Annotated in this window: 14 protein-coding genes; 11 read left to right on the top strand and 3 right to left on the bottom strand. The window is 53.5% G+C overall.

Annotation, left to right across the window (positions count from 1 at the left end; genetic code table 11):
• Window positions 1-27 precede the first annotated feature (27 nt).
• The 9 genes from JYG34_RS02930 to JYG34_RS02890 all read left to right on the top strand — a co-directional run bounded on the left by JYG34_RS02930 (window position 28) and on the right by JYG34_RS02890 (window position 8,411).
• On the top strand, window positions 28-1,422 hold the full coding sequence (locus tag JYG34_RS02930; RefSeq protein WP_213659402.1) for an ethanolamine ammonia-lyase subunit EutB: 1,395 nt from the start codon (window positions 28-30) through the stop codon (window positions 1,420-1,422).
• Between the two features lie 8 nt (window positions 1,423-1,430).
• Window positions 1,431-2,249 carry an ethanolamine ammonia-lyase subunit EutC gene (eutC, locus tag JYG34_RS02925; RefSeq protein WP_213659401.1) on the top strand — a complete coding sequence of 273 codons (819 nt, stop codon included), beginning with the start codon at window positions 1,431-1,433 and terminating at the stop codon, window positions 2,247-2,249.
• Window positions 2,250-2,357: 108 nt separating this feature from the next.
• Window positions 2,358-2,816 carry a GNAT family N-acetyltransferase gene (locus JYG34_RS02920; protein ID WP_213659400.1) on the top strand — a complete coding sequence of 153 codons (459 nt, stop codon included), beginning with the start codon at window positions 2,358-2,360 and terminating at the stop codon, window positions 2,814-2,816.
• 259 nt (window positions 2,817-3,075) lie between these two features.
• Complete coding sequence (locus JYG34_RS02915; RefSeq protein ID WP_213659399.1) at window positions 3,076-3,723, top strand: DedA family protein; 648 nt, start codon at window positions 3,076-3,078, stop codon at window positions 3,721-3,723.
• A gap of 7 nt (window positions 3,724-3,730) precedes the next feature.
• Window positions 3,731-4,546, top strand: a complete 816-nt coding sequence (locus tag JYG34_RS02910) for a zinc-dependent peptidase (RefSeq protein WP_213659398.1) — start codon at window positions 3,731-3,733, stop codon at window positions 4,544-4,546.
• 93 nt (window positions 4,547-4,639) lie between these two features.
• Window positions 4,640-5,167 carry an inorganic diphosphatase gene (ppa, locus tag JYG34_RS02905; RefSeq protein ID WP_003255365.1) on the top strand — a complete coding sequence of 176 codons (528 nt, stop codon included), beginning with the start codon at window positions 4,640-4,642 and terminating at the stop codon, window positions 5,165-5,167.
• 160 nt (window positions 5,168-5,327) lie between these two features.
• Window positions 5,328-6,026 carry a LexA family transcriptional regulator gene (locus JYG34_RS02900; protein ID WP_213659397.1) on the top strand — a complete coding sequence of 233 codons (699 nt, stop codon included), beginning with the start codon at window positions 5,328-5,330 and terminating at the stop codon, window positions 6,024-6,026.
• Window positions 6,027-6,419: 393 nt separating this feature from the next.
• Window positions 6,420-7,625 carry a tyrosine-type recombinase/integrase gene (locus JYG34_RS02895; RefSeq protein WP_213659396.1) on the top strand — a complete coding sequence of 402 codons (1,206 nt, stop codon included), beginning with the start codon at window positions 6,420-6,422 and terminating at the stop codon, window positions 7,623-7,625.
• A 75-nt stretch (window positions 7,626-7,700) separates the two neighbouring features.
• On the top strand, window positions 7,701-8,411 hold the full coding sequence (locus JYG34_RS02890; protein ID WP_126679781.1) for a hypothetical protein: 711 nt from the start codon (window positions 7,701-7,703) through the stop codon (window positions 8,409-8,411).
• A gap of 18 nt (window positions 8,412-8,429) precedes the next feature.
• On the opposite strand, the gene JYG34_RS02885 is transcribed toward JYG34_RS02890, so the two are convergent.
• Window positions 8,430-9,488 (bottom strand): YagK/YfjJ domain-containing protein, encoded by a 1,059-nt coding sequence (locus JYG34_RS02885; RefSeq protein WP_213659395.1) that lies wholly within the window; start codon window positions 9,486-9,488, stop codon window positions 8,430-8,432.
• A gap of 157 nt (window positions 9,489-9,645) precedes the next feature.
• Window positions 9,646-9,870, bottom strand: coding sequence for an AlpA family phage regulatory protein (locus tag JYG34_RS02880; RefSeq protein ID WP_073657730.1), 225 nt, complete (start codon window positions 9,868-9,870; stop codon window positions 9,646-9,648).
• Window positions 9,871-9,939: 69 nt separating this feature from the next.
• Here JYG34_RS02880 and JYG34_RS02875 point away from each other — a divergent pair, with 69 nt between their 5' ends.
• The gene (locus JYG34_RS02875; RefSeq protein ID WP_241285915.1) at window positions 9,940-14,235 is read left to right on the top strand and encodes a hypothetical protein; all 4,296 of its coding nucleotides are present in this window, start codon (window positions 9,940-9,942) and stop codon (window positions 14,233-14,235) included.
• 532 nt (window positions 14,236-14,767) lie between these two features.
• On the opposite strand, the gene JYG34_RS02870 is transcribed toward JYG34_RS02875, so the two are convergent.
• Window positions 14,768-15,013 (bottom strand): helix-turn-helix domain-containing protein, encoded by a 246-nt coding sequence (locus JYG34_RS02870; protein ID WP_023660923.1) that lies wholly within the window; start codon window positions 15,011-15,013, stop codon window positions 14,768-14,770.
• A 114-nt stretch (window positions 15,014-15,127) separates the two neighbouring features.
• Here JYG34_RS02870 and JYG34_RS02865 point away from each other — a divergent pair, with 114 nt between their 5' ends.
• On the top strand, window positions 15,128-15,985 hold the full coding sequence (locus tag JYG34_RS02865) for a hypothetical protein (RefSeq protein ID WP_181126787.1): 858 nt from the start codon (window positions 15,128-15,130) through the stop codon (window positions 15,983-15,985).
• Window positions 15,986-16,054 lie beyond the last annotated feature (69 nt).

Raw genomic sequence — 16,054 nt, 5'->3', positions numbered from 1 at the left:
AGCCCTGCGGCGCCCTGGAGATTCTGTATGGCAAGTTTCGTGCACACGGTCGGTCACCAGATCTACCGTTTCGACAGCCTCAAAGAGGTGATGGCCAAGGCCAGCCCGGCGCGCTCGGGCGACTACCTGGCGGGCGTCGCCGCCAGCAACGATGGTGAGCGGGTCGCGGCGCAGATGGCCCTGGCCGATATCCCGCTGACGCACTTCCTCAACGAAGCGCTGATCCCCTATGAGCAAGATGAAGTCACCCGGCTGATCATCGACACCCACGACAAACAGGCCTTCGCCCCGGTCAGCCACCTGACCGTCGGCGGCCTGCGCGACTGGCTGCTGGGCGAGCAGGCCGACGAACACAGCCTGCGCGCCCTGGCCCCCGGCCTGACGCCGGAAATGGCGGCGGCGGTGTCGAAGATCATGCGCGTGCAGGACCTGGTGCTGGTGGCGCAGAAGATCCGCGTGGTCACGAAGTTCCGCGGCACCATGGGCCTGCGCGGCCGGCTGTCCACACGGCTGCAACCCAACCACCCCACCGACGAACCGGCCGGCATCGCCGCCAGCATCCTCGACGGCCTGCTCTACGGCAACGGCGACGCCATGATCGGCATCAACCCGGCCACCGACAGCATTGCCTCGATCTGCGCCCTGCTGGAAATGCTCGACGCCATCATCCAGCGCTACGACATCCCCACCCAGGCTTGCGTGCTCACCCACGTCACCACCTCGATCGAGGCGATCAACCGCGGCGTGCCGCTGGACCTGGTGTTCCAGTCCATCGCCGGCACCGAGGCGGCCAACGCCAGCTTCGGTATCAACCTCAACGTGCTGCGCGAAGGCTACGAGGCCGGCCTGTCGCTCAAGCGCGGCACGGTCGGGCAGAACCTGATGTACTTCGAGACCGGTCAGGGCAGCGCCCTGTCGGCCAACGCCCATCATGGCGTCGACCAGCAGACCTGCGAGACCCGCGCCTACGCCGTGGCCCGCCACTTCAAGCCATTCCTGGTCAACACCGTGGTCGGCTTCATTGGCCCGGAATACCTGTACAACGGCAAGCAGATCATCCGCGCCGGCCTCGAAGACCACTTCTGCGGCAAACTGCTGGGCGTACCGATGGGCTGCGACATCTGCTACACCAACCACGCCGAAGCCGACCAGGACGACATGGACACCCTGCTCACCCTGCTGGGCGTGGCCGGGATCAACTTCATCATGGGCATCCCCGGCTCCGACGACATCATGCTCAACTACCAGACCACCTCGTTCCACGACGCGCTCTACGCCCGCCAGACCCTGGGCCTGAAGCCCGGACCGGAATTCGAGGCCTGGCTGGAGCGTACTGGCATCTTCACCCAGGCCGATGGCCGCGTGCGCTTCGGCGACAACCTGCCACCGGCCTTCCGCCATGCACTGGCGCACCTGGCCTAGAGGTGACCATGGATCGACATACTCCCACCCCGGACAACCCCTGGCTGGCGCTGCGCAACCTCACCCCCGCGCGCATCGCCCTGGGGCGCACTGGTATCAGCCTGCCCACCGGCGCCCAGCTGGACTTCCAATACGCCCACGCCCAGGCCCGCGACGCCGTGCACCTGCCCTTCGACCACGCCGGCCTGCGCCAGCAGCTTAGCGCGCGGGGCCGCGACAGCCTGCTGCTGCACAGTGCCGCCACTGACCGCCACCAGTACCTGCAACGCCCCGACCTGGGGCGGCGCCTGCACGAGGACTCCGCCCAGCGCCTGCGCGAACATGCCCAGGCCAACCCGGGCGGAGTAGACCTGGCCATCGTCGTCGCCGACGGGCTCTCCGCCCTGGCCGTGCACCGCCACACGCTCCCCTTCCTGAGCCGCTTCGAGGAGCAAGCCGCCGCCGACGGCTGGCGCAGCGCCCCGGTGGTGCTGGTGGAACAGGGCCGCGTGGCGGTGGCCGACGAAGTGGGCGAACTGCTGGGCGCGCGCATGACCGTGATGCTGATCGGCGAACGTCCGGGCCTGAGCTCGCCCGACAGCCTCGGGCTGTACTTCACCTACGCGCCCAAGGTTGGCCTTACCGACGCCTACCGCAACTGCATCTCCAACGTGCGCCTGGAAGGCCTGAGCTATGGCATGGCCGCCCATCGCCTGCTGTACTTGATGCGTGAAGCCTGTCGACGCCAGCTTTCGGGGGTGAACCTCAAGGACGAAGCGGAGGTCCATAGTATCGACAGCGATAACGCCGGCACCAAAAGCGGAAATTTCCTACTCGGAGAAGGGTAAGAAACATGTCATGGAAGGCGGATTGCGCTTCTACCCTGCATTAGGCAGCATGCGTACTGACGCAGCTGGCAATCCGCCGTACCCCCACATGGACTCAGAGGCCCGCACATGCGCATCATCAAGGCAACCCTCGAGCACCTCGACCTGCTCACTCCGCTGTTCGTGAAGTACCGTGAGTTCTATGGGCAGCTGCCTTACCCGGACAGCTCGCGCAAGTTCCTGCAAAAACGCCTCATGCGCAGCGAATCGATCATCTACCTGGCCCTGCCGGATGAAGCCGACGACCGTCTGCTGGGCTTCTGCCAGCTCTACCCAAGCTATTCGTCGCTGTCGCTCAAGCGCGTGTGGATCCTCAACGACATCTACGTGGCCGAGGACTCGCGGCGCATGCTGGTGGCGGACAACCTGATGCGCGAGGCCAAGAAAATGGCCAAGGAAACCAACGCCGTGCGCATGCGCGTGTCCACCAGCAGCGACAACGAGGTGGCAAGGAAGACTTACGAATCCATGGGCTTTCGCAAGGACACCGAGTTCGACAGCTACATCCTGCCGATCAGCCAGGACTGAAACCCTGCCGGACATCGGCCCCGTAGGAGCGGCTTCAGCCGCGATCACCCACACAGACCGCGTTGCCTGCATCGCGGCTGAAGCCGCTCCTACACAGTAACCCCCCGCTACAAACTCTCCGGGCATAAGCGAGACTTCGCCGTATAATCCCCTTCCAGTCATGTGTGAAAAGTTACCTTTCGCAGGTAAACCACCACACCCAGAACGCTTTCCGTCATCGCGCGCCCGTAGAAGCGGGTCAAGAACACAGGTGCTGTACATGGACTTCAACCCGCTGGACCTCATCCTGCATCTCGATGCCTACCTCGACCTGCTGGTCACCAACTACGGTCCATGGATCTACGCCATCCTCTTCACCGTGATCTTCTGCGAAACCGGCCTGGTGGTGATGCCCTTCCTGCCCGGCGACTCGCTGCTGTTCATCGCCGGCGCCGTGGCCGCAGGCGGCGGCATGGACCCGGTGCTGCTGGCCGGCCTGCTGATGGCGGCAGCCATTCTGGGCGACAGCACCAACTACGTGATCGGGCGCACCGCAGGCGAACGCCTGTTCCGCAACCCCAAGTCGAAGATCTTCCGCCAGGACTACCTGCAACGCACCCACGAGTTCTACGCACGCCACGGCGGCAAGACCGTCACCCTGGCGCGCTTCCTACCCATCCTGCGCACCTTCGCGCCGTTCGTCGCCGGCATCGCCCACATGCACTACCCGCGCTTCCTGGCTTTCAGCGTGGCCGGCTCGCTGCTGTGGGTCGGCGGCCTGGTCACGCTGGGCTACTTCTTCGGCAACGTGCCATTCATCAAGCAGCACCTGTCGCTGATGGTGGTCGGCATCATCGTCCTGTCGCTGGTGCCGATGATCCTCGGCCTGCTGCGCGGCCGCTTCAGCCGCGCGGCCAAGGCCCACTGACCGCGGCATGTGGTCGTTCAGCGCCTGGCGCCGGCGGCGCACCCTGGCCCGCTACCCGGTCGACAATCAGCTATGGCAGGTGATCCGCGATCGCCTGCCACTGCTCGATGGCCTCAGCGACGAGGAAGACCGCTGGCTGCGTGAAGCCTGCGTGCTGTTCCTGCACGACAAGCACCTGACCCCCCTGCCCGGCGTCGAACTGGACGACGAGCAGCGCCTGTTCCTCGCTGCCCAGGCCCAGTTGCCGCTGCTGCACCTGGGTGAGCTGAACTGGTACCAGGGCTTTCACGAGATCATCCTCTACCCGGACGACTTCCTCAGCCCACAGCGCCATCGCGACGCCAGTGGCGTGGAACATGTGTGGGACGCCGAGCACAGCGGCGAGGCCTGGCAACAGGGGCCGGTGATTCTGGCCTGGCCCGGGGTACTGGCCAGCGGGGGCTGGGAAGCCTACAACCTGGTCATCCACGAACTGGCGCACAAGCTCGACATGCTCAACGGCGATGCCAACGGCCTGCCGCCACTGCACAACGACATGCGCGTGGAAGACTGGGCGCAGGCCATGCAGCAGGCCTATGACGCCATGAACCGCCAGCTCGATCAGGACCCCGACACAGAAACGGCCATCGACCCTTACGCCGCGGAAAACCCCGCAGAGTTCTTTGCCGTGACCAGCGAGTACTTCTTCAGCGCCCCTGATCTGCTGCACCAGGCTTTTCCGGCGGTCTACCAGCAGTTGGCGCTGTTCTACCGCCAGGACCCACTGGCCCGGCTTACCCGGTTGCAGGCCGAACACCCGCATTACCGTGAGCACCACGCCTGATCGCCCCGCACATCCGGCCGGGCGTGGCACCCACTGTGGGAATGTGCCTATAATCGCCGCCACTTTTTTGATCAAACACGGGGGCATTGCCCAATGAGCTACAGCAAGATTCCAGCCGGCAAAGACCTGCCGAACGACATCTACGTCGCTATCGAGATCCCGGCCAACCACGCGCCGATCAAGTACGAAATCGACAAGGACAGCGACACCCTGTTCGTCGACCGCTTCATGGCCACCCCGATGTTCTACCCGGCCAACTACGGTTTCATCCCCAACACCCTGGCCGACGACGGTGATCCCCTGGACGTGCTGGTCGTCACCCCGTACCCGGTAGCCCCAGGCTCGGTGATCCGCGCCCGTCCGGTCGGCGTGCTGAACATGACCGACGATGGCGGCGGCGACGCCAAGGTCATCGCCGTGCCTCACGACAAGCTGAGCCAGCTGTACGTCGACGTGAAGGAATACACCGACCTGCCGGCCCTGCTGATCCAGCAGATCGAGCACTTCTTCGCGAACTACAAGGATCTCGAGAAGGGCAAGTGGGTCAAGATCGAAGGCTGGGAAGGCGCCGACGCCGCCCGCGCTGCGATCACCAAGTCGGTGGCTGCCTACAAAGGCTGAAGCTGACAGACAAAGCCCTGCTTCGGCAGGGCTTTTTTGTGGGCGCAGGAATCGCCCTACAAAGTCCTAGGCAATCTCTTGCAAATCGCGATTTACCCTACAGCTCCCTTCGACATCAGGTTCATTCCCACACGTTTATCAGGGCGATAGACTCGCCCGCATGAACACTTCCGGCGACCGCCTCAAAGCCCTCCTGCAGGAGTGCAACCTGACCCCTTCGGACTTTGCCGCCCAACGCAAGGTCACCCCCCAGCACGTCAACAACTGGCTCAAGCGTGGCGTGCCCCAGGCGCGCGTCGAGGAAATCGCCGGATTGTTCTGCGTGCACCCCGGCTGGCTGCGTAATGGCGAAGGCCCGAAACACCCGGGCCCCCTTACCCCACCCCGCCCGGCCAGGCCCCGCGTGGCACCGCCTGCACCGTTGCTGGCCCTGGCCACCGAAAGCGTCCCCCTGCCCCTTTACCACGTGCGTGACGAAAGCCTGGAGGCCGCGCCGGACCTGCACCAACCGATCCCCCGGGAGGCCCTTGACTGCGTCCGCGTGGCCACGCAACACGCGTTCTGTATTGGCATGCCAGCGAACAACATGGCGCCCTACCTGCCACAAGGTGCGCTGCTGGCCGTCGACCGCAGCTTCACCCGGGTCGTCGAGGGCGAGTGCTACGCACTGCTGCACAATGGCAAGCTGCGCGTACACCAGCTCACCCTCGGCCGCCATGGCACCCTGTGCCTGCACAGCCACGACCGCCTCAACCACCCCACCGAGCGCTACACCGCGTACCAACGTCGGGCACAGCGCCTGGAGATCCTCGGCTGGGTGTTCTGGTGGTCGTGCCTGCGCCCGGCCCGCCCAGGCTGAAACACTTCGCGCCATTTTTTGCTGGGCATGGACCCCGAGCCCTAGTATGCTACGCCGCACATCACGCCCCTGATGGTGCAAGCCGCATTCCAGAGGGCCTGGCGACGCCTCACACAGCCGTCCGCCATCTTTTTCAGGCCATGTTGCCAACCGTTTAAGGCGATCGCGGCCCATCAAAAATGAGCCAAGACCGTCCCCGAGAAGCCGGCCACAAGCCGGCTTTTTATTTGTCCGAAGAAATCCCCACCAGTCCAAACCACTTCGTCAGACCCTAGGATCTACGGGCCTCTCAGCCTATCATTCGTCTTATGGGGTCCAACTCTGTTTTGCGCCATCCGAAGTAAATGTGGGGGGACGACTGGGGGGACAGATATGCATCCCTCGGAGGACAGAATGGGAAAGCTAAATCCGAAGCAGGTCGAGAATCTGGTTGAGGCCGGTACGTATGAGGACGGCGAAGGCCTGCGACTGGTCGTGAAAAGCACTGGGCGAAAATCTTGGGTTCTCAGATTCCAACTTGCTGGCCGACGTAGAGAAATGGGGTTAGGGGCTTACCCCACGGTCAGCCTGAAAGAAGCGCGCTTGGACGCCGCTGCCAAACGACGCCAACTGGTGGACGGCATCGATCCCCTTCATGCCCGTGACATGGAGCGGGCTGCTTTGCTCGAGCATCAGAAGGCCAGCGAAGCGAAGAGGATCAAGTTTGAAACGCTTGCCAAGAGCTACTGCGAAGCACATGGGAGTAGCTGGTCCGACAAGTGGCGAAAGGGCTGGCTCAGAAAGCTAGAACTCTATGCATTCGAGCACATAGGCTCCCTTTCAGCTGATCAAGTCGGAACTGAGGAAGTTCTGGCCGTCCTGAAACCGATCTGGTCGGTTAAGCCCCGGACAGCGGACGAGGTACGGGGCCAAATAGAGCAGGTATTGGATGCTGCAAAGGCCCGTGGGCTTCGCCAGGGTGAAAACCCGGCACGCTGGCGCGGTCACCTAGACAGCTTGCTGAGCCGAATCGAGAAAAGAAAAGCACGGAAACGAGAGCACTTCACGGCAATGCGCTGGCAAGACATACCTCCATTGATGTCAACGCTTCAGGGCATTGAAACGTCAACTTCAATCGCAGCACAGCTCCTCATCCTCACAGGCGCCCGATCGCACATGGTGCGATTCGCAAGCTGGGATGAGTTTGACCTACAGGCTGGGCTCTGGTCACTACCGGGCGAACGGATGAAAATGCGCAAGCCTTTCGTGATTCCAATACCCGAACAAGTGATCACGCTTGTCAAAGCAGTGCCTAAAATTGAAAGCAGTCGCTTCCTTTTTCCTGGCCATGGAAAATCTGGAGTGATGCATGCTAATGCTATTCGAAATCTGCTGCATGGCATCGGAGAAAAAGAAATAACGCGCCATGGTTTCCGATCAACATTTCGAGACTGGGCAAATGAATGCACGAATCATCCTAGAGAAGTATGCGAAATAGCATTAGCTCACGACGAGCGAGACCAAACCGAAGGTGCATATTCTCGATCAGACTTCCTTGACAAACGCAGAGCATTGATGAATGAGTGGGCTAAATTTTCTCTGAGCAATATCACGAAGTAATCTGCGCCTACAACTCGGACAAACAGATAAAAATTTGCCAGGGAAGGCAAATAGTCCCATAGCAGAAAACAAACCATGAAAGAAAATAAAAAACTCCCCAACGACATAATGTCATTAATGTCAAATCCACCTCAAAGCTTAGATGATGTCTTCAACGACTTCGATGGGCTGGCCGAGGAACGCTTTATGGAGATCTATTCATTACGCCCATACGCAGAATTACTAGAAAAACATTCTAAAAAAATCCTTAACGAGAAACATACGACAAAAACCATTAACAAAGCATTTGAAAAACTACAAGAAGATATACTCAACCATAACAGCAACCTAGATTACTACGGAAAAATGTGTCTAACTTTCCGAACCATGGCTGATCAGCTAGACAGGGAGAGCAATCAGCCTGCAGCTATCTGGGGACTTATAATGTCTGCCTACTTCCTAGGTGCGACCAGCATAGCATCCGACATAATTACAAACAAACATATAGATACATTAGAGAAAAACGAAGCAGCAGCGAAGGCAAAAAATTCAGTCTATACAGAATCGCGAAGCTACTTCATCAAGTGCATAAATGAAAAAAGCCCAGAAAATGGCTGGAAGACAACAAGTCATCTTGCCTCAGAGCTATCCGACCATATCGTAAACTACGAAAGGACTACCCTTAAACTTAAAACCCCGGAAGATATCACTACTAGACTCATGCGGTGGGCACGCGAATATCCAGACGTAGCGCTTGCTGTCTCGCAGCATGTACAAAGAAAAAGAAAGGGTACGCCTAAAAACTAAACTGCTTAGCTGTGAGCTTCACTGCCTAGGCCGACCTTTCCCAGAATGCCCTTTAGGCATACGGCCCTTTCCTAACGCCCTTTCGCCGCCAGCCAGATTCGGGCGTATCAGCATGTCTGCCTTTGCAAGATAACCTGCCGCTCTTTTGAGATTATTTACTTTCTCGAAGTCACGCCAGCTAACCACTCCTAGAGCAGGCCTCTTATATTTTTCTTTCCTTGCATTACAATTAAAATAACATCCTTTCTGCCGAGTGATATCCATCCATTTGTCTCCAAGCTCCTTTCCGATGGAAATATCCTCTCTATGCTTCGCACCATTCAAAAACAACAGAACGTGGTAATGCCAGCCCTGGACTGCTCCATACTCCAACTTCCACACATAGCCGCAAACATCCTTACCAAATCGCTTCCCTTTTACGAAGCTCAAGAAATAATTAAAATCACTTTTCACAATAGCAATCAAATCTGCATTAGCCTCAAACGCTCCGATTGCATATCTTAAATCGACTCTTACGACCACCAACCTCGAATACCGTTCCAGCAAAGCGTCTACGTAAGCATTAAGACCAGTCAAATTCTTTCTCGCATTACGCTCAGCATTTCTCAAAGTAGTTTTCAGTGCCCCCCCAGCATCAACCCCCAAAACCTCCTCAGCTAATATCCTGAAAGCCTTAACTGCGTCGCCCATTACCAAACGATCGGGATAGGCAGACACACCCCAAAACGCCTCATCACTCATCAGCCTACCGGTGGCCTCTACGAATGCGTATACATAGGGATTGAAAGCGCCTCCCGGGAATGCTGCCACAAGACGATTAAAGTCAATACGAAGACATTCCAGAGTCTTCCGCCCAAGCGGAGTCAAGCTGCGCTTTCCGCTTCTACCTACTTTAAGCATCTCTGCTTTGGATAACAGCCCCATAACTACCTGCGTCACGGAGCACACATCATAAATCAAACTTGACTCATCGGACTTGATTAACAGGTCATCCCCCTCCGTAGTGGTCATCAAGGCCCATTGCCCCTCAACCATCTCCTCTATTAGGTCCTCATCCATTAATATCTCAGCAAGCACAGCCCGTCCCCCTTATAGCTTTCAGAGAAGATAAATACTTATAAAAACCAAAATACCCAGCAGCAAAAAACCTCGGCAGTGCCGGAGCATCAACCTAGTTCTCCACCGCACCTTAAAAGAAATCGCTGAATCGGGAAAAAGACAATTAGTGACAGTATTAATAAATACTAATATTGGACGCTCGCTTAGCTATCCACTCATCAATGCCGCTTTCGAGCCAACCTACAGCTGATAGCCCGATCTTAAAGGGCCTAGGAAACGAGTTATCGAACCTAGCCGACCGTGGGTTAAGTCGGTCATAAATCGTAGACCGACCAAGACCAGTCTTCTCTTGAACCTGTTTCAAGCGCAACACACGATCTGAGCTGTTAACTATTACCATGGCTTCCTCCGCCTTCACCGAACGAGAACAAGCCTACCCAGGTGGGACTGCCAACAAAACCACAGTGCCGTGGCACCTGTAGATTTTAGTTCCGACGAAGCCCAAAAATTTGGTTCCCAACTCCTACAAATTGGTTCTTCGCCGCGTTTGTTGGGCAGCCCTCAGCCCAAGCTCGCTGCTACCGGCTGGAAGCCTACCGTCTCCACATTGACCCGAGATTGTGCTTACCGTCGTCTGTGGATCTCCCCTCGAACAGCGAAATGTCGTAGGATTTCTGAAGGGCGGGCCTATCTGGACTCAGGCTCAGAATCTATCCGGCAAGACCGGGCAAATACAAGATGGATTCTTATGAATTCTAATTTCTATCTGCCACGCAAATTATCCAACAACAATGACTTATTCAGCGAAGACGCACTCTTAACAACCTCAAAATTTGTCGTAATACTAGCTGAGCCGGGCGCTGGCAAAACGGTACTCATGGAGAGTATCGCGCAGAAATTAGACACGGTCGTTCTGACGGCCAATCGTTTCAAGCACTCCCCCTTAATAAAAGAAAACTCCCCATTAGTAATTGATGCATTCGATGAACTCGCCAAGGTTGATCCTTCAGGAATTTACGCGCTACTAAGCAAAGCGGAATCGTCGAAGCCAACACACGTCTATCTGTCCAGTAGATCAAGCGAGTGGGGAAACGCTAACAACATTGCTTTTAAAGAGTTTTTTGGCTGCGAGCCATTCATTGTAAGGCTCTGTGAGTTCACGGAATCAGAGCAGAAACTAATTTTTGAAAATCACTCACCTGAAGAAAGCTTTTTGAACTTCAGTTCCGAAGTTTCTAGATTTGATTTACAAGACCTACTTCCGAACCCTCAGTTTTTAAAGCTTTTCGCAGATGCTTACATTGAAAGCAATCGACACTTCCCAGATAAGAAGTCTATTTTTTCTTTAGCAGTGGAGCGCCTAGCAAAAGAGGTAAATTCTGGCGCGGCTAGAACAACAGATACATTTAGCACCAGTAAAAAGATAGACCTAGCTTCAGAAGTGTTCGCAAAACTACTTCTAGCGGGCTCCGAGGGTGTATGCATAAGCGAATCTACCGAAGAGCGAATGTATCCGGCATTAGACACCTTATTTATTCACCAGGAGTCAAACAGCAGCATATTAGCAACCCGACTATTTAAACCTGGCGATTGCGTGGATCATCACCGGCCTGTACACAAAATCGTCGCAGAGTATTGCGCCGCCGATTACTTTACCAAGCGAATAATAGATCCAAGCGACTCCTTAAATTTGGCAAAGTGCCTTCCTATTATCGCACCGAACTCAGCTGTGAGGGATGAACTTCGCGGCCTTCTTGGCTGGATGGCCGCCTTGGGTGATAAGCCAACTCAAGAAAAAATAATTGAACTAGATCCGTACTCAGTACTGGCGAACGGTGACCCTTCACAGCTATTGAACTCATCAAAAAAACTGCTCATTAATAAGCTTGTCGAAATCGAGGCAACCGACCCATATTTCCGACGAAATGACTTCTGGCGGAGATTTAGCGTTGCAGGATTCTTTACGCGAGAAACAATTGAGGACGTAAGATTATTACTAAAGACAAAAAGCGACGGCCATTTACGAAATCTTATACTTGAGCTTCTGGCAGGCTCCTCCGCAGCTAACCTCTTAACAAAAGAGCTTCGCTACTTGCTGCTGACACCCGAGGAAAGCCAAAACACTCGAATATTAGCAATTAAATGTCTGCTTGAAATTTCCGACTATGACTATCTTGAGGACTTGCGAGTTCTAATATTCGAAGCCACTAACATCTCGCTTAACCTTTCAGCCAAAATAATTGAAAAGCTGCTTCCTTCATCAATCACTCCCTCTTATATTGCTTCTTTCCTGAGAGTTTGTGCTCACCTTTATCCCGATACTGAGTATCGTGAGCGAACCATAGGCTCTCGATACTTCATAAAAGATCTTATCTCGAAACTTAGCCTAGAAACCACTGAAATTGTCCTAGACACGTTAACCGAATCCTTGGCATGCACTTGCAGAAAAAAATCTTTTGAATGCAGATGCCGCAACGGCCTTAGTAAAATTATAGGCTCTCTTCTAGACCGGTATTTTGAGCTTGCTGATTCGCCATTTGACTCCATCAGGATTTGGAAGTGGGTCAAAAACTTAAAGTTCAACAACCAGCATGGCGCAAACGAAAGCATAGCAGTCAATGTTCTCCAAAAAGACCTGAAACTGCGATATGAAATAATTACGCATGTATTTTCAAGCATTACCAACAGAGAAGAAATATTTCAAACCCAGCTTCATCATTTCAACCTATACTCACATTCTGGTCTTTTGTTAACAGCCAAAGATCATAGATTTATAATTGACCTAGCTTTTTTGATAGATAATCCCCAGCTATGGATCAGTTTTATAGCGCACCACCATCTTTATAGAACCGGCAGCGATCGTGGGCCTGACGACTTGCGTAGCCACATGCGCGACCAAGCAAACATCAAACCTGCATTCATGCGTGAGTGGGCTAAATCAAACCGTGCAGCAATTCACCATGCCCGTGAGCATAACACCTCTCGTTTTTTGCAAAGCAGAAGATTTAAACGCCGCAAGAATAGAGAAAAAAATATCCATGCCCAGAACATTGAATACATCAAAAGCAACCGCGAACTAATAGAGAACGGGCGCCATTGGAGTCTACTAGTTCGCTTCGCAGAACTTGCCCTGATGCAACCTGAAAAAATAAGGGAAGAGTTCGAAGACGACGCTTTAGTGCGAAAATCATTACGAAACTGCTTTGGCTTCATATCATCCACTGTACCTAGTCTCGAGGAGCTTTCAGAGCTTCATGGCGCATCAAAGTATGATCAATCTGAAGTCATACTCTACGCTGCATGCTTAGAAACTCTTAGAGACCAAGGCCATCTCGAAAATGTTGAGCACGGTTTGTTGCAGTCTCTTCGCGCGGGCATAGACATGCATTACAGCTCAGTCGCCAGCGAAGAGCGAGACGCGTTAAAAACAGAAGTAGACAGACTCCTTTTCATCGATGCTGAGAGCGCAGAAAACTTCCTGAGAAAATACGTTGAACCTCAGCTTTCTTCCCGGTCCTCTCGTGCGAAAGTCTGGCTATTAAAACATGAGGAGGCATTCAGCAACCTCCGTCATGAGCTTTCTTTTGAATGGCTAAAAAAATACTGCGATATAGCTTTAGAGCCACTCGAAGCTCTATTTGACATCGTTATCGAAAAAGCCGATCCTGACGAGTTAAATGACTTAATTTTACAACGATGTTCAGGCCTAATGCCTGAGAATTTTATCACCGTGGATAGCCAGGAAACCATACATAAGCGTGCTTTCTGGCTTTTACGCGCTTGGTATTTCCTTGAAAACCCTCCAGAAGAATACTGGAACTGGCTTCAGTCTGACAGAAATATTGTTCATGTGTTTAGTAGCCGATCTGGAAATATGAGTCGCCATGACAATACTCATTGGCCAAAACTAAACTCTATAAAAATTGAAAAAATCTTAGGAGCATTTATCGAACAATGGCCAAAAGTTGATTTGCCCACCCAATGGGGGACTGACAGCCCTGCCGGGGAAAAGGCATATCGCTTCCTGAACGAGATTTCATGGTCAATAAGCTCAGATTCTCCAGCTAGAGCAATTCCTGTTTTAAATCGACTCCTCTCAGACGAAAGGTTCCACGATGCACACGCAGACTTGAAGAGCATACATGCAGCACAAGTTCGTAAAAAATCTCTGGAAGCATTCGATCCGCCCTCAACACGAGATATAGTTAACACACTTGATCGTGACTCCATAGTTACCGTAGAAAGTCTGCGGCAACTCATCATCCAAGAACTACAGGAATATCAGAAATACATTTTTGGAGGCGAATATAACTCGGTAGATCGATTCTATAGCAATGGAGCAAGACTTGGAGAAGAGTCATGCACCGAGATAATTGCTGAAAGGCTTAGCCTAATTCTTAGGCATCAAAATATCATCATAACTCCTGAACACCATCTCAAATCAGAAAAACGAAGTGATTTCACCGTCGCAAAAATAATCAATGGGAAACGACGACTACTTGTGACCGAAGTAAAAGGACAATGGCACAGAGAGCTCTATAGCGCAGCTTCAACACAGCTTTTCGAGCGCTACGCCATTCATCCAGAGGCGGAGGAACAGGGTATATACCTCATACTTTGGTTCGGCGAGACGGAATCAGTCGCCGAACGTAAGAATCATGGTATTACATCCGCTCAGGCTCTAAAAAATAGCGTTGAGGAAATGCTGCCACAAGATCTTAAGGGACTAATTGACATATTTGTACTAGATTTATCAAAAAAATAGCATAATTTAAACCACTGCCTCTACAGCTTGGCATGAGCTTGAGCAATTCCAGCTCATGCCAAGCTGTAGAGGTGGCGTTTTTCAGTGGTTTTTTAACTCCACACAACCCAAAAAATTTCCGCCATACATTCTCTTTCTACCAATCACTGAAGGGGAACATCAATGTCACTGCAATGCCCTCGCTGTAATTCAACGGAGATTTTTACTCACCACCAAGCCCTTAAAATTACCGCCACAATCGGCATGTTAGGTGGTGCTATAGGCGGGGTAAGCTCTGCCTTGGCTATAACACAACTTAGTTTGCGGCTAAGCGGTGTAGCCATCCCTTTAAATACTATATCTAAAGCAATTCTAAGAGGTCTGACATGCGGTGTAACAGGTTGTCTGGTCGGGTCGCAATTAGGTAATAAGCTAGATCGCCACGTTCTCGCCAACAACGGCTGTTTAGTCTGTGGTCATCGCTTCAATGTGCCTGCTTAAGGGCATTTCTGTCCAAGCTGAATACCGCAAAGCATTTGGCGTAAAAGGTGCGCTACAACGAAGCGTCAATAAGGAGCTCGGAGGGCTTGCACTGCACCGCAGCCGCAATTCGTAAGATGTTCAAGAATGTCACGTTTCTCTCCCCTCTCTCTATTTTGCCCATGTGAGAACGGTCCACCCCTGCCGCGTCGGCTAGGGCCTCTTGGGATAGATCGAGTGCCAACCGACGCGCTCGTATCGCAGCGCCGAGCTTTTTGAGGTTGCCGTCATTGTCGAGGATTGCGGAGATTCTTGCCATGAGCAAAATCGTCCCGCTATGATGCCTATAAGGCCACGGCATTTACGACCCAATACGTGAAATCTAAGCCTGCATGAGGATGCTGAGCAGGGACTGCCTAGCGTCCAGACCCTCATGCCAGACAATGAAAATTCACCACCAGAAAATGAAGTTCAGGAAAGAGTCTCAACACAAGGAACAGAAGTAATGAAACAACAAATATTCGCCAGCATGCTCACGCTATTTTCGCTTGGCGCTTTCGCCAATGACAATTACAACACCAATGGAGCAATCTTCCCGGATGAGAAGTCGCGACAAGGGCTCCCCTATGCCATCCCTTGTAAAAACAACGATTTTGGAGATTACAAATCCATCAGTTGCACCTGGCTTGAATTCCCTAGAAGCATCGTTGAGTACGACAAAAGCCAAGGCCGAAACATAAGCTACAGCAACCAATATTCAGGACGCTGTATCAATGATCGCTGTATGTTGAGTGATGGTAGCGCCCAAGTTGGGAATTGGGGAGTTAATACCGACTTCAAGATTTCGATCTGGTACTACATAGCAGAAAGCACTGACGGGAAGCCTGTAGCGTATAGAAACGATGGCGGCCCATATGTAAAGAACGGCAAGCCAGTCAGCTACGCCGAGGCAGGTGAAATGCTCTGGAAATTCTATAAAGATGCAGGGGTTAACGATAAGCTTTTTGCAAATACATTCAATCGCCGTTACGACGGGGGCGTCAAGCAATTCGAGCTAGACAAGTCAGGCAAGTCTCAGCCCCAGCACCAAAGCAAAGAGATCAAAGTTACTGAGGCCTGGTGCAACCCCCAAGCTGACGACGATTGCTATATCAACAAGAACAAAGTGGCCAAGAAAAAGCTAGGTGACTACCTGCCCCAGGTGACTCCGGAGCAGGTCAGCGCTGCCGGGGGCTATTGTGAGTACCCTATTTGCTACGACGAAAACGATACTCCAATCGGCATGAGGTAAGCATAAGGACAGGGGCAAGCTCGCTTGCCCCTTTTATGCAGCCAGGAACCACCAGCCCACGACGAGTGA

Origin of the sequence: Pseudomonas entomophila (assembly GCF_018417595.1) — a bacterium.
In the GTDB taxonomy this organism is placed as follows: domain Bacteria; phylum Pseudomonadota; class Gammaproteobacteria; order Pseudomonadales; family Pseudomonadaceae; genus Aquipseudomonas; species Aquipseudomonas entomophila_C.
The sequence above is the reverse complement of the archived record's forward strand: the minus strand, read 5'-3'. Positions and strand labels throughout refer to the sequence as shown.

Coding starts and splice junctions, on each gene's coding strand:
- JYG34_RS02930 (WP_213659402.1), top strand. CDS start 28: ATGGCAAGTTTCGTGCACACGGTCGGTCACCAGATCTACCGTTTCGAC.
- eutC (WP_213659401.1), top strand. CDS start 1,431: ATGGATCGACATACTCCCACCCCGGACAACCCCTGGCTGGCGCTGCGC.
- JYG34_RS02920 (WP_213659400.1), top strand. CDS start 2,358: ATGCGCATCATCAAGGCAACCCTCGAGCACCTCGACCTGCTCACTCCG.
- JYG34_RS02915 (WP_213659399.1), top strand. CDS start 3,076: ATGGACTTCAACCCGCTGGACCTCATCCTGCATCTCGATGCCTACCTC.
- JYG34_RS02910 (WP_213659398.1), top strand. CDS start 3,731: ATGTGGTCGTTCAGCGCCTGGCGCCGGCGGCGCACCCTGGCCCGCTAC.
- ppa (WP_003255365.1), top strand. CDS start 4,640: ATGAGCTACAGCAAGATTCCAGCCGGCAAAGACCTGCCGAACGACATC.
- JYG34_RS02900 (WP_213659397.1), top strand. CDS start 5,328: ATGAACACTTCCGGCGACCGCCTCAAAGCCCTCCTGCAGGAGTGCAAC.
- JYG34_RS02895 (WP_213659396.1), top strand. CDS start 6,420: ATGGGAAAGCTAAATCCGAAGCAGGTCGAGAATCTGGTTGAGGCCGGT.
- JYG34_RS02890 (WP_126679781.1), top strand. CDS start 7,701: ATGAAAGAAAATAAAAAACTCCCCAACGACATAATGTCATTAATGTCA.
- JYG34_RS02880 (WP_073657730.1), bottom strand. CDS start 9,870: ATGGTAATAGTTAACAGCTCAGATCGTGTGTTGCGCTTGAAACAGGTT.
- JYG34_RS02870 (WP_023660923.1), bottom strand. CDS start 15,013: ATGGCAAGAATCTCCGCAATCCTCGACAATGACGGCAACCTCAAAAAG.
- JYG34_RS02865 (WP_181126787.1), top strand. CDS start 15,128: ATGCCAGACAATGAAAATTCACCACCAGAAAATGAAGTTCAGGAAAGA.